This window comes from Devosia sp. GW821-FHT12F11 (assembly GCF_058806655.1).
Genome location: NZ_JBXAPX010000006.1, coordinates 61,464 through 74,554, shown reverse-complemented (window position 1 = coordinate 74,554; position 13,091 = coordinate 61,464). Strand labels below are relative to the sequence as shown.

At 66.4% G+C, this 13,091-nt stretch carries 9 protein-coding genes; 6 read left to right on the top strand and 3 right to left on the bottom strand.

Features of this window, described 5'->3' with window-relative positions; genetic code table 11:
• Nucleotides 1-65 precede the first annotated feature (65 nt).
• From AC1ROK_RS17980 to AC1ROK_RS17970, 3 genes are all read right to left on the bottom strand, one after another.
• On the bottom strand, nucleotides 66-1,013 hold the full coding sequence (locus tag AC1ROK_RS17980; protein ID WP_492849400.1) for a substrate-binding domain-containing protein: 948 nt from the start codon (nucleotides 1,011-1,013) through the stop codon (nucleotides 66-68).
• A 202-nt stretch (nucleotides 1,014-1,215) separates the two neighbouring features.
• Entirely contained in the window at nucleotides 1,216-5,529 is a 4,314-nt protein-coding gene (locus AC1ROK_RS17975; RefSeq protein WP_492849398.1) for a translocation/assembly module TamB domain-containing protein, read from the bottom strand.
• On the bottom strand, nucleotides 5,526-7,397 hold the full coding sequence (locus AC1ROK_RS17970) for an autotransporter assembly complex protein TamA (protein WP_492849396.1): 1,872 nt from the start codon (nucleotides 7,395-7,397) through the stop codon (nucleotides 5,526-5,528). The genes AC1ROK_RS17975 and AC1ROK_RS17970 overlap by 4 nt, the downstream gene beginning before the upstream one ends.
• 308 nt (nucleotides 7,398-7,705) lie before the next feature.
• Between AC1ROK_RS17970 and AC1ROK_RS17965 the strand changes: the two genes are divergently transcribed.
• The 6 genes from AC1ROK_RS17965 (at nucleotide 7,706) to AC1ROK_RS17940 (ending at nucleotide 12,954) form a co-directional block, all read left to right on the top strand.
• Entirely contained in the window at nucleotides 7,706-8,530 is an 825-nt protein-coding gene (locus AC1ROK_RS17965; protein ID WP_492849395.1) for an amidohydrolase family protein, read from the top strand.
• Nucleotides 8,531-8,613: 83 nt separating this feature from the next.
• Nucleotides 8,614-9,681 (top strand): Gfo/Idh/MocA family protein, encoded by a 1,068-nt coding sequence (locus AC1ROK_RS17960; RefSeq protein WP_492849394.1) that lies wholly within the window; start codon nucleotides 8,614-8,616, stop codon nucleotides 9,679-9,681.
• Entirely contained in the window at nucleotides 9,678-10,247 is a 570-nt protein-coding gene (locus tag AC1ROK_RS17955; protein ID WP_492849393.1) for a MaoC family dehydratase, read from the top strand. The genes AC1ROK_RS17960 and AC1ROK_RS17955 overlap by 4 nt, the downstream gene beginning before the upstream one ends.
• A gap of 3 nt (nucleotides 10,248-10,250) precedes the next feature.
• Nucleotides 10,251-11,402, top strand: a complete 1,152-nt coding sequence (locus tag AC1ROK_RS17950) for a CaiB/BaiF CoA transferase family protein (protein ID WP_492849391.1) — start codon at nucleotides 10,251-10,253, stop codon at nucleotides 11,400-11,402.
• Nucleotides 11,403-11,416: 14 nt separating this feature from the next.
• A complete protein-coding gene (locus AC1ROK_RS17945; RefSeq protein ID WP_492850008.1) occupies nucleotides 11,417-12,511 on the top strand; it encodes an extracellular solute-binding protein in 1,095 nt (364 codons plus the stop codon).
• Nucleotides 12,511-12,954: a MaoC/PaaZ C-terminal domain-containing protein gene (locus tag AC1ROK_RS17940; protein WP_492849389.1), complete on the top strand. Its 444-nt coding sequence runs from the start codon at nucleotides 12,511-12,513 to the stop codon at nucleotides 12,952-12,954. The genes AC1ROK_RS17945 and AC1ROK_RS17940 overlap by 1 nt, the downstream gene beginning before the upstream one ends.
• Nucleotides 12,955-13,091: the final 137 nt, after the last annotated feature.

Sequence of the window (13,091 nt, the reverse complement as noted above, 5' to 3'; positions counted from 1 at the left end):
TGGCGCACCAGCGATCGCGATGCTTGCACATCGGACCACTGGCGCGCCAGTTGGCGGGAGGAACTTTACCCGGCTTCGCCGATACGCTCGGCCTTGTCGAGATTGTCCTTGCCGATGACCACAGGGGTCAGCAGCACCAGCTTCTCGGCCGGCTCGGTCTTGTCCTTGGCATAGGCAACCGCGATCCGCACCGCGGTGCGCGACTGCTCGCCCGGAAACTGCTCGACGGTGCCGGCAAGCGTGCCATCACGCACCGCGACCAGCGCCTCGGGCAGCGCGTCGAAGCCGTAGATCTTCACATCGGTGAAGCCACGGGCAGCGCAGGCTTCGATGGCGCCGAGCGCCATGTCGTCATTGGCGCAGATGATCGCATCGGGCTTGCCGTTGGCGGCAAGGCCCGCCTCGGTGACCGACAGCGCTTCGGCGCGGGCGAAGTTGGCGGTCTGCTCGAAGATGATCTGGTACTTGTCCTTGATCGGGTCGATGACGTTGTGCACGCCCTTGTTACGATCGATCGCCGGACCGGCGCCCGGCTGGCCCTGCAGATGGAAGATCTTGGCGCCATTGGGGAAGGCATCGACCAGCGCCTGCGCTTCGGCCTCGCCGCCCTTGACGTTGTCGGCGCCGACATGGGCGAGGATGCCCTCGACGCCATCGACGCGACGGTCGATCGTCACCACCGGTACGCCTGCCTGCACCGCCTGCTCGATCGCCGGCGCCAGCGCGTTGACGTCGAGCGGCGAGATGACGATGGCGTTGACCTTCTGGACGATTGCCGCCTCGATGTCGGCCGTCTGCTTGGGCGCCGAGTTCTGGCCGTCGCTTTCGATGATGTTGACGCCCTGCGCTTCGGCCTCAACTTTAATCTGGTTCAGCATATGCACGAAGAACGGGAAGCCGAGACTGGGCACCGAGCCCAGGATGGTCAACTTGTCCTGCGCGAAGGCACCAGGAGCAGCAACGGCGAGCGCGCCGAGCGCCACCGAAGACCACAGGAAACTGCGTCTATCCATGAATCTATCCTCCTCTGATCGCCCGGCGCGGGTTGTTTTTCCTCATCCGCGGGCACGAGAAGGCTACTTGCTCGCAAACGTTTGCGCAAGCACTGACATGTTAGTGTTTGTTTCGACTTTGGTGGGAAGATTGATCGATAGTGCAGTCAGGCCTTCTCCCCTTGTGGGAGAAGGCCTGACTGCAGACCTGAAGCCACCACCCCTAGTAATCGCTCTCGTAGAACACGCCGACGCTCGAATCCCCATCCGTGCCGGTCGAGACTTTGGCCCGGATGTCCTTGGTGATGTCGAGGTTTACCGTCACTCGCGAATTGCCATCTGCCCCGGCCTGAACGCCGAGATAGATGTTGTCCTGCAGGTACGCGCCCGCCTGCACGGCGAGGCTACCATCCTCGTTGGTGACCACGTCGAGATCGTCGAGGCCGGCCTTGGCTCGCAGCGAGTCGACCAGCGAACCGCCGCCGCCGCCCGCCAGTTCCGCGGCGGCGCCGGCGAGCTTGGCCAACTGGATCGGCGTCAGCTCGCCCATCGAGCGCTTGAACAACAGCCGCGACAGCACTTCGTCTTCCGGCAGCTGTGGGTTGGAGCTGAAGCCGATATCGAGCTCCGAGACGCGGCCGGTGACATTGACGAACACCGTGATGCCGTCGCCTTCGGTGCGCGCGGTGAAATCGAGGAACGGGTCGAGATCGCCGACCAGTGTCACCGAGCCCTCCTCGAAGGTGACGCGCTGACCCAGGATGGCGAGCCGTCCGCGATTGAGCTCGAAGCCGCCGACCGGCCGGATGTCGTTGACCGAGCCGGTGAGCCGCACCGACCCGCCGACCTCGGCGTCCAACCCGCGTCCGCGGATGAAGATCTGGTTGGGCGCGCTGACGGTGATGTCGAGCTGCACCACCGAGGGCCGCCGCTGCGGCATCGGCGCACCGGACGCCGTGACGGCGGCACGCTTCAGCGTTGCCAGCACCGGCTTCGAGGCGTTGATGTGCTTGGCGTCGATGATCGTCCCGGCGGCGCCGAGTGAATCCGGGATGGTGATGTCGGCCTTCTCGATCATCACATTGCCCGACAGCGTCGGGCTGGCATCGAGCCGGCCCCTGAGCGCCAGGTCGCCCGAGACGGTGGCAACGAACATGTTGCCATCGGCATAGCGGGCCGAGTTGAGCCGCACCGCGATATCGGCCGGATTGCCGGCGCCAAGCCCAACCGAGCCGCCGACCGACAGCGAGCCACCGGTAGCAAGGCCGGCGGTCAGGCTGTCGATATTGATGCGGTTGCCGGCAAGGCTGGCGCGGCCGGTGATATCGACCAGCCTGAGGTTCAGCGCCGGATCGATATAGCCCGAACCGCTGGTCGAGACCGTACCCGCGAACTGCGGCGAGCTGAGGCTGCCGGTAACACGGGCATTAAGGTTGGCGGTGCCGCTGAGCTGGCCGCCGCGATCGGCAACGAACCGGTTGCCAAGCGCCAGCGGCGCCGATCCCTGCACCTCGACCGCGAGACCGCGCCCGGTGAGCGGCACCCGGCCATTGGCCGTCAGCTGCAAGCCACCGGCGCCCTGCGCCGAGGCGCTTTCCAGCACCAGTGTCTGCTTGGCGAAACTGCCGCGCCCGGAGAACTGCATCGGCGTAATGCCGAACTCGCTGATCGCCGCCGCCGAAACGCCCGATCCGGAAATGCTGAAGCTGGCCGCCGGATCGGAGGCTGAGCCGGTGATCCGGCCGCTGCCGTTGAGCGTGCCGGCGAGCCCCAGGTCAGGTGCAATGGCATTGGCGATGGACAGCGGCAGCGCCTGCACGTCGAGCGTGATGTCGAGCTTCGCGCCGGCACTGCCGGTGGCCGAGATCCGGCCGCCACCGACATCGAGCTGCACGGCATCGAGGCTCACTGTATCGCCGGCAATGGCCAGCGCCGTCGGCTGCGCCAGACGGGCCCGCAACTGGCCCTGGGTCAGATCGGCCCGGTCGAGCGCCAGGCGATAGCCCTGATTGAGCGGCGCGAGGCTGCCGGCCAGCGCCACATTGGTGCGGTTGCTGAGCGCCGCGGTGAGGTCGAACGCCGTGGCGTCGCCGCTGCGCGAGGCTTGCGCCTGCAGCGTGTCGATGCTGATGCCACCCGCCGCGATAGCGCGGCCGTTCACCGTACCGTCTATGGCGGGCACGCCGAACAGGTCCGACACCGAAGCGCGAATCTCGGCGGCGCCAATCTCGATGTCGGAGGTCGCAAGCTTGGCGATCGAGCCGACGATCTCGGCGTTCTGTTTGCCAGCGGCAGGCGTCAGGGTGATCGATGCATCGGCACTGCCGGTCGCATCGACCAGCAGCAGCGCCGCAGCCGTGCTGACGTTTGGCGAGGCGAGCTTCAGTGCGCCGGTCAGCAGTCCATCGGCGTCCTGCACCACGTCGCCGGTCACCAGCGTCGGGCCAGCCTCGAAGCGCAAGCCGGTCAGCCGTTTGGTCGTGGCGTCCACCGCGACATCGCCGCCCAGCGCCACGCGGAACCGCTCGAGGAACGCATCGCCCTTGAGCTGTCCGGTGAGCGAGCCGTCCTCGGCCAATTGGCCGGTGAAGCCGAACGCCGCATCCGACAGCGATTTGCCGGCCAGCGTACCGCTCGGCACCTTGGCTGCGACGTCGAGCGCAATGGCCCCCTTGCCTTTTGCCGTGCCGGTGAGGGTCAGCGCACCCTTCGCCTGGTCCGAAACCAGCGCCAGGTCGGCGAGGTCAGCACTGAAGCTGAAATCCGCTGCGCCGGTGGCGAAGGTGCCGTCGGCGGCGATCTGCACATTGTCATTGGCGATGCGGAACGCTTCCGCCTCGAGCCCCTCGGGGGTGCGCGCCACCCGGCCACTGAGCTTGACCGTGCCTTCCAGCACCTGGTCGAGCGCCGGCTCCGAGAGCGCGAGATTCTCCGCCGTGCCGTCGAGGGTCAGGTTGAAGCCGCCGATCAGCGGGCTCACCGTGCCGGTGGCAGTGAGATGCATCGCGCCATCGAGGTCGCGCCCGGCGACGCCCGAGAATGGGGCGATCGAGCTGGTCTCGATCGCCAGCTGCCCGTCGAACACGTTGTCGTCGAACTTGCCCGCCGCGCCCAGCGTCAGCGCCTTGCCGACCATCCGGAACTGCGCCAGCTGCAGCGGCTCGCCGGCATTCCACAACCCGGCGAGCCCGAGTCCGGCGCTATCGCCGAGGGCGGCCTGCACATCGGCATCGGCGGAGACGATCCCCTGGACCATGCCGTCGGCATTGAAGGTCAGCCGGCGACCGGCGGGATCTTCAAGATTACTGGCAATGCCGTTGCCGCGCAGCGTGATTTCGCGCGCCTGAAGCCCGCCATTGGCAAAACCGTTGGCGACAAGGTCGGCCGACCAGTCGTCGCTGTCGGCCCCGCCGAAATCCACCTTGAGCGTAGCGTTGTCGATCGTCGTCGCCGCGCCCGGCGCCGGCAGGATCACCCGGTTGCCGGCGGGGTCGGCGATGGTCGCCGCAAGGTTCAGCCGGCTGAGGAAGCCATCCGCCGTGGTCGCGCCCGAGGCCTCGAGCCCCAGTTGCCCGCCGCTGAGCTTCAGCCCGGAGATATCGACGCCGCCGGCCGAGCGCAGCAGCGCCGAAGCCTTGAGCGAGGTCTCGGCGCCAAAGAACGGCTGATAGGCCGGCGCCACCAGCATGCCGATCGGCCCGCCCAGATCGGCGTCGATCGCCATGCCCTCGGGCTTCTGCACGATCGTTGCCAGCCCCTCGAGCGCCCGCTTGCCGCCGGCATCGAGGGTCATCGTCGTCTTGAGATCGGCGACCGGGCCGGAGCCGTTGACCGCCAGCGCCATCTCGGGCTTGCCCTCGATGTTGAGCAGGTTGGCCAGAATGCCGTTCGGCGGCTCGGTCAGCGTCACCCCGACATCAATGCTGTTATCGGCCCGCTTGTAGGCAACGGCCACGTCGAGCTTGCCGCCCGGCCCGTCGAGACGGACGATGTTGAGGGCCGTGTCGAGCGACCCACCCTCCAATCGGAAGTTGCCGTCGACCGAAATCTCGGAGCCGAGCCCGAAGACGTTCTCGCCGAACGTCACCTTGGGAATGCTCAGCTTGTCGAGCTGGATCGCCACCGGGAAATCCGGGATCGCCAGCGGCGCCGCTTCCGGCGCCGGCAGGTTGGGGTCGCCGCTCGGGATGGCGTTGCGCAGATACTCGATGCTGTCGGCAGTGAGCGCCCGCACCAGCAGGCGGCCGGTGAACAGCGCCCCCTGGTCCCAGTCGATCGCCGCATTGTTGACCCTGAGCCACACGCCCTCCTTGTCGGAGATGGTGACCTCGCGGATCGAGGCGGTCGAGGACAGCGCGCCGTCGATATTGGAGATGCGAATCTGCCGCTCGGGCGTCGACAACTGGCCTTCGACAAAGCCGACGAACCAGTCCTTCTGCTGCTCGGCCGTCATCTGGCCCTGGTCCTGCGCGACCAGCGGCATGGCGGCCAGAAGGCCGAAGCCGAACATCATGCCGGTGGCGAGAACCCGTTTCAAAACGCCTGTCCTATGCCGACATAGAGCGCATAATCCGGGTCGCCCGGCCGCTTGTTGAGCGGTAGCGCCACATCGAGCCGCAGCGGCCCTAGCCCGGTGTAGTAACGAACGCCGGCGCCGACACCGAGGCGCAGCTGATCGAGGCCCGGAAACTCCTCGGCTGCGACATAGCCGCCATCGACGAAGGCGACGATGCCGATATCGTTGGTGACCTTGTAGCGCGCCTCGAGCGAGCCCTCGACCAGGTACTTGCCGCCGGTGACCGTGTCGCCGGGACCATCCACCCCGATGCTCTTGAAGCCATAGCCGCGCACCGACCCGCCGCCGCCGGCAAAGAACAGCCGATCCGGCGGGATCTCGTCGATCGCAGGTCCGACCAGCGCGCCGACCTTGGCACGGCCGGCCAGCACCAGTTGCTTGTCACCCATGACGCTGAGGTAGCCGCGCACTTCGGCGGTCGTCCGGAACGCCGGGTTGCCGTAATAGAACTCGTAGAACGGCTCCGCCGTCACGTTGACGTAAAAGCCCTCGGTCGCATCCTGGGGGTTGTCGCGCGCATCCCAGATCAGCCCACCGGTCAGCCCGGCCAGCGAGAAGTTGCGGGTGCCGAAATCGTCCTCGAACAGCGAGCGTTCGTAGAAGGCCGAGCCATCGAGCGTCAGCTGGTCGAACAGATACTGCGTCAGCCCCACCCGCGCCGAAGCCGAGGTCTCGGTGTAGGCCGGCAGGACGCTGCGCTCGGCCGACACTGCCGCGACCAGGTCGTTGTCGGGGTTCAGGAAGCCCGGCTTGGTGAAGGTACCGCCGAAGGCGTAGTCGAACTCCTCGGTGGCGATCGGCCAGTTGATGCCGGCAACCTTGGCGTCGAGCCGCAGCCGCTCGGCCCGCCCGAACAGGTTGCGCCACAGGTGGAAACCTTCAACGCCCAGCCCGTCGATGGTCGAGTAGGTGGCGCCGACGCCGAACCGCCGCTCCGCCTGCTCCTCGACAATGACGTTGAACGGCAGCACCCCGTCATTGCCGATGGCGCCCGCCGCCTCGATCCGCATGGCGCGGAACACGTCGAGCCGCGCCAGCCGCTTTTCGGCACGCGCGATGTCGTCGGGGTCATAATCCTGGCCGGCGATCAGCCCGGTCTGCTGCGCGACGAAATCAGGATCCATGCGGTTGGTGCCGCTGACCCCGATCGCTCCCACCGTCGCGTGCCGGCCCGGCGCCACCGTGATGGTGACATCGACCGTGTCGGTTGCGTGGTCGGCGACCACCTGCCGGTCGACCACCGCCGCCTCCGCATAGCCCTGCTGCCGCCACGCATCGACGGCCAGTTGCTCAGCCCGCCCGACCACGGTGGCCCTCGCCACGAGACCCGCCCCGAACCCTGCAATCTCGGGCTGCTCGACCTCGTCGCCGGCCTCGCCGGCAAGCGGCGCGCGGTTGGTGATCTTGACGTTGCCGAAGCGGAACAGCGGGCCGGCATCGACCTTCAGCACCACCGCCACCGGATCCGGCAGGTCGGTATCGGGAGGCAGGTTCGCCGCCTCCTTGCCGCCGACCAGGATGCTGATCGCGCCGCCGTAGTAGCCTTGGTTGTAGAGGGCCGCGAGGATACGCCGATAGTCGCTGCGTGCCTTGGCGAGCAGCCCCGCTGCGCCCGAAGCCGGTGCGCCCTGGTCGGCAAGCAATGCCGAGGCGCCGCGGATGGCATTGGCCACGTCACCTGTCGCCGTGGTTTCGAGCGTCGCCGTATAGGTCTGCGGATCGCCGATCACCGCATCGGCGTCGATTTCGCTCTGATCCTCGAACAGCTTGATGCCGAAAAACTCGAACGCAGATGCTCCCGGCACCAGCAATGGCGCCAGGGCCAGCATGGCCAGACCGATTCTTACCCGCCGCTGTAACAGTCCCGACTACCCCTGCCCTCGGCTGCCCGTTAACTCACCCCCGCCCGTGGCCCGGGCGGCTGCTGTGGTGAGCTCCGGCCGACCCGCCGTTGCCCAATGGGAAAATTCCCTCAAATGTCGCTATGCCAAGCAACCGTCAAAGGGCGGCGACTATGAGGCGATAATGCGGCATCCACGATCACGACACACGCCTAACTAGCTGTCGACGAACGCGTAATAGCCACTCCTGCGGCACCCTAATATCGTCCGACAAGAGTAAATGGGAGGTCAAAGCCATGCGCATCGTCGATACCCACCTGCACCTGGTGCACATGGATCGCTTCACCTACCCCTGGCTCGGCGGCGCCGGCGCGCTGAACCGGGCCTGGCCGGCCGAAGCCTATGGGGCTGAAGCACAAAAGCTCGGCATCGAGGCAGCCCTCCACATGGAGGTGGACGTTGCCGAGGCCGACATGGAAGCCGAAACCACCTACGCCCTCGAAGTGCATCCGCTGGTCGTCGGCGCCATTGCCGCATGCCGCCCGGAGAGCCCGGAGTTCCCCGCTTACCTCGACCGCCTCGCAGCGCTCAAAGGCGTCAAAGGTTTTCGCCGCATCCTCCACACCTCGTCCGACGAGCTGAGCCAAGGCCAACTGTTCCGTTCGAACCTCCGTCGCCTCGCCGACAAGCACCTGCCCTTCGACCTCTGCGTGCTGTCGAAACAATTGCCGGTCGGCCGCGAACTGGTCGCGAGCTGCCCCGATGTGCAGTTCGTGCTCGATCATTGCGGCGTTCCCGATGTGGCCGCCAAGGCACTCCACCCGTGGCGGCGCGAGATCCAGGCGCTGGCGGCGCTGCCCAATGTCGCGGCCAAGATTTCCGGCATTGTCGCCTATGCGGCCCCCGATTGGACCACCGCCGAGCTCCGCCCCTTCGTCGAGCACATCATCGAGTGTTTCGGCTGGGATCGCGTCGTCTGGGGCTCCGACTATCCGGTACTCACCCTCACCGCCGACCTCACCCGCTGGGTCGCCGCGAGCAGGGAAATCGTCGCCGGCGCCAGCCAGGACGAACAGGCGAAACTCTTCCACCGCAACGCCGAGACAATCTACCGCATCTGATATATCAGTGTTGCTCCGACAGCCCACATGTGAAATACCCATTCACATAAGAATGGCTGCCGCAGGCGGCGGACGAGGAGCAGGTGAGCATCGACGTCGGAGCCCTCAGGCAAAGCTGGCCCCATCCGGGCACCCCCAAACCGATCGTCATCATCGGCGCCGGCGGCATCGTCACCGACGCGCATTTGCCGGCCTATCGCCTCGCCAACCTGCCAGTCGCCGGCGTGTTCGACCTCGATGCCGCACGCAGCAGGGCAGTCGCCGAGCAGTGGAACACGCGGGCCTTCACTTCGCTCGATGAGGCGATCGCCACGTCCGACGCCATCTATGATCTCGCCCTGCCCCCGGCGGCCCATCTCGACGTGCTGCCAAAACTGCCGGGTGGCGCTGCAGTGCTGCTGCAAAAGCCGATGGGCCGCGATCTCGCCGAGGCGACGGCCATCCTGAAGCTCTGCCGGACCAAGTCGCTCAAAGCCGCAGTGAACTTCCAGCTCCGCTTCTCGCCGATGCTGCTGGCTGTCGCCGATGCGCTGGACCGCGGCTGGCTCGGCCGGCTGATCGATGTCGAGGTGCATCTCAACCTCGTCACCCCATGGCACCTGTTCCCGTTCCTCGTCGGCATGCCGCGGGTCGAGATCGCGGTGCACTCGATCCACTATCTCGATGCGCTCCGCGCGCTGCTCGGCAATCCCACCGGCGTCCATGCCCGGACCCTCGGTCACCCATCCACAACGCTGGCGCAGACCCGCACTTCCGCGCTGTTTGATTTTGCGCCCGACCAGCGCGTCATCTTCTCGATCAACCACAACCACGATTTCGGCCGCCGCTTCCAGGATGCGAGCTTCCGTATCGAGGGCACTGAAGGCGCCGCCATGGTGAAGCTCGGCCTGCTGCTCAACTACCCCGAGGGCGAGCCGGACGAACTGTGGATCACCCCTCGTGGTGAGGAGGATTGGACCCAGGTGCCGTTGCAGGGCCGCTGGTTCCCGCACGCTTTCATCGGCACGATGAGCAACCTGCAGCGCTACACGGCGGGCGAAGACGATCGCCTCGTCACCTCGGTCGAAGACGCCTGGCACACCATGGCGCTGGCCGAAGCCGCCTTCGAGTCCGCCGCGAGGCCCGCCACTCCAGTGAGATCCGCGCCATGAGCACTCCGACCGTCGGCATCCACTCGACCAACCCAACCACCATGCCCAGCGAGCACGCCCGGCTGCCGGTGTGGAATGCCGAGAACTGGTTCTACGAGGACTTTGAGGTCGGCCACAAAATCCGCTCGCTCCGCCGCACCATCTCGGAGGGCGAGAGCATGCAGTTCAACGCGCTGGTCACCGACATGCACCCCTATGTGGCGGACGAGATCTTCGCCACGTCAGAAGGGCAGTTCGGCCGCCGCCTCGTCGCCGGGGCCTTTGTCTTTTCGGCTGGGCTGGGGCTCGTTGCCACCAACTGCATCAACGCTTTCAGCTATGGCTATGACAAGCTCAGGTTCATCAAGCCGACCTTCATCGGCGACACCATCTACACGATCCGTACCAACATGGAAAAACGCCCAAAATACAAAGAGCTCGGCCTGATCCGCGCCAGCTACGAAGTGTTCAAGGGCGAAGGCGAACTGGTGCTCTACTGCGAGCATCTGCAGACCGTGAAGTACCGCGATCCCGCGGCGTTCGAAGGGCAGGCTCGCGACAGCGGCCAAACAGCAAAAGACCGCTGAGAAATGACCAGCCTCCCCCTCGACGGCGTGCTCGTCGTCGATCTCTGCCAGTTCCTTTCCGGTCCCTATGCCTCGCTGCGCCTGCAGGATCTTGGCGCGCGCGTCATCAAGATCGAACGCCCCGATGGCGGCGACCTCAGCCGCCGGCTCTATCTGAGCGACACCGAGATCGGCGGCGACTCGACCATCTTCCACGCAATTAACCGCAGTAAAGAGAGCCTGGCGCTCGACCTAAAGAACCCCGCCGATATCGCGGCGCTCAAAAAGCTGCTCGGTCGCGCCGACGTCATGCTGCAGAACTTCCGCCCCGGGGTGATCGAACGCCTGGGCCTCGACTATGACAGCGTCAAAGCGCTCAACCCGGGCATCGTCTACGCCTCCATAACAGGTTATGGCGAGGCAGGTCCCTGGGTGCAGCGCCCCGGCCAGGACCTGCTGGCGCAAGCCCGCTCCGGCGTCATGTGGCTCAACGGCGATCACGATCAGGGTCCGGTGCCGTTCGGTCTCGCCATCGCCGACATGCTGGCCGGCGCCGCGGTTGCACAGGGCATCCTCGCCTCGCTGGTGAAGAAGGGCCGCACCGGGACGGGCGCGCATGTCGAAACCAGCCTGCTCGAAGCGCTGGTCGATTTCCAGTTCGAGGTGCTGACCACCCATCTCAATGATGGCCGGCGTACGCCGAAGCGCTCCGGCTTCCGCTCGGCCCATGCCTACCTCTCCGCGCCCTACGGCGTGTACCCCACCGCCGATGGCTGGCTGGCCCTCGCCATGACCCCGCTCGGCAAGATCCGCGACCTGCTCGAACTGCCGGCGCTCGAAGCTTTCGCCGCTGATCCCAAGAGCTGGTTCAGCGCCCGCGACGAGATCAAGCGCATCATCGCCGAACGGCTGGCGACCCGCACCACCGCGGAGTGGCTCGCCGTGCTCGAGCCCGCCGACATCTGGTGCGCCAAGGTGCTCGAATGGCCAGAGCTGCTGGAGAGCGAAGGGTTCAAGGCGCTCGACATGCTGCAGACCGTGGTGCGCGATGACGGCGTCTCCATTCTCACCACCCGCTCGCCGCTCCGCATTGACGGCCAGCGCACCCAGACGCATCGCGCCGCGCCGCTGATCGGCGAGCAGAGCGTCGAGATCCGCAAGGAGTTCGGCCTGTGACCATCCTCAAGGGCATGACCTGGAGCCACCCGCGTGGCTATGACCCGATGGTCGCCACCGCCAAAGCCTGGGCCGAGAAGACCGGCGTTGCCATCGAATGGGACAAGCGGAGCCTCCAGGATTTCGAGTCCTTCCCGGTCGAGGAATTGGCCCGCCAATACGACATGATCGTCATCGACCATCCGCATGTCGGCCAGGTCGTTGCCGAAAACTGCCTTGCCCCTCTGGACGTTCCCGGCCGCGAAGCCGAGCGGCAGGCACTGGCCGAAGGCTCGGTCGGCGCGTCCTATCCGAGCTACGAATATGCCGGGCACCAATGGGCTTTCCCCATCGACGCCGCGACGCAGATCATGGCCTATCGCGCCGACCTGATCGACGCTCCCAAGAACTGGGACGACGTCGTGGCGCTGGCCAAAGCCGGGCGCGTCGCCTTTCCGTTGCTGCCGCCGCACTCGATGATGAGCTTCTTCACCCTCACCGCCAATCTCGGCCACCCCTGCGCCGTCGAGAACGGACCACTGGTCGACAGCGCCACCGGCATCCGCGCCATCGAGATGCTGGCTGAGGTCGCGGCTCATCTCGGCCCCGCCGACTTCACCATGGACCCGATCGCCGCCTCCGAGGCGATGGCGCGTCCGGATGCCAGGCTGGCGCTGATGCCGCTCGGCTATGGCTATGTCAGCTACGCCATGCCGGGCTTCCGCTCGCGCCAGCTCACCTTTGCCGATATCCCGCTGTCGGGCGCCAAAGGCTCAGCCCTCGGCGGCACCGGCATCGCCGTCTCCGCCTTCTCGCAGAACCGGCAGGCCGCCATCGATTACGCTTACTGGGTCGCCTCAGCCGACGTGCAGCGCACCCTCTATGCCAGCTCCGGCGGCCAGCCCGGCCATGCCACTGCGTGGGAAGACGATGCGGTCAATGCCGCCACCGGCAATTTCTATCGCGGCACCCGCAAAACCCTCGAGGGCGCCTATGTCCGCCCGCGCCACAATGGCTACATGGCGTTCCAGGATGCCGCATCGCAGCGGCTCAACGCCGGCCTGCTGGCGCGTGAGGCGCCCGCCACCATCCTCGCCGATCTCGATCGGCTGTTCCGGGAGAGTTTCTGATGGAGCGGCCACGGCATTTCGAGGACTATGTCGTCGGCGAGGTCCGCAAGACCACCGGCCGCACCATCACCGAGACCGACTTCGTCCTGCACGCCGGCCATACCGGCGATTTCTTCCCACACCACATGGACGCCGAGTTCATGAAGGGCTCGGAATTCGGCCAGCGCATCGCCCACGGCACCATGACCTTCGCCATCGGCATCGGGCTGACCGCCACCGAAATCAACCCGCTCGCCTTCACCTACGGCTACGAACGCCTGCGCTTCCCCAAGCCCGTGTTCATCGGCGACACCATCCACACTGAGCTGACCATTGCCGGGCTCGATGACGATCCGAAGCGCCCTAACTATGGGCGGGTGACCGAGCAGGTGCGGGTGCTCAACCAGCGCGGCGAAACCGTGCTGGCGTGTAATCATATCTACTTGGCGCAGCGGCGGGGGTAGCACCGTCCCGACAAACACCGTGCCTCCGCGCACCCCCTCCGAGCTACGCTAAGTCGCTCTGGTCCCAAGCTTCGCTTGCCTCCCCCGTCAAGGGGGAGGTGGCATCCAGTTTGTGGCTGGATCCCGCCATGGCCACC

Excerpts from the sequence above, each read along its gene's own strand:
- AC1ROK_RS17980 (WP_492849400.1), bottom strand. The coding sequence starts at position 1,013 with ATGGATAGACGCAGTTTCCTGTGGTCTTCGGTGGCGCTCGGCGCGCTC.
- AC1ROK_RS17970 (WP_492849396.1), bottom strand. The coding sequence starts at position 7,397 with ATGCTGGCCCTGGCGCCATTGCTGGTGCCGGGAGCATCTGCGTTCGAG.
- AC1ROK_RS17965 (WP_492849395.1), top strand. The coding sequence starts at position 7,706 with ATGCGCATCGTCGATACCCACCTGCACCTGGTGCACATGGATCGCTTC.
- AC1ROK_RS17955 (WP_492849393.1), top strand. The coding sequence starts at position 9,678 with ATGAGCACTCCGACCGTCGGCATCCACTCGACCAACCCAACCACCATG.
- AC1ROK_RS17950 (WP_492849391.1), top strand. The coding sequence starts at position 10,251 with ATGACCAGCCTCCCCCTCGACGGCGTGCTCGTCGTCGATCTCTGCCAG.
- AC1ROK_RS17945 (WP_492850008.1), top strand. The coding sequence starts at position 11,417 with ATGACCTGGAGCCACCCGCGTGGCTATGACCCGATGGTCGCCACCGCC.
- AC1ROK_RS17940 (WP_492849389.1), top strand. The coding sequence starts at position 12,511 with ATGGAGCGGCCACGGCATTTCGAGGACTATGTCGTCGGCGAGGTCCGC.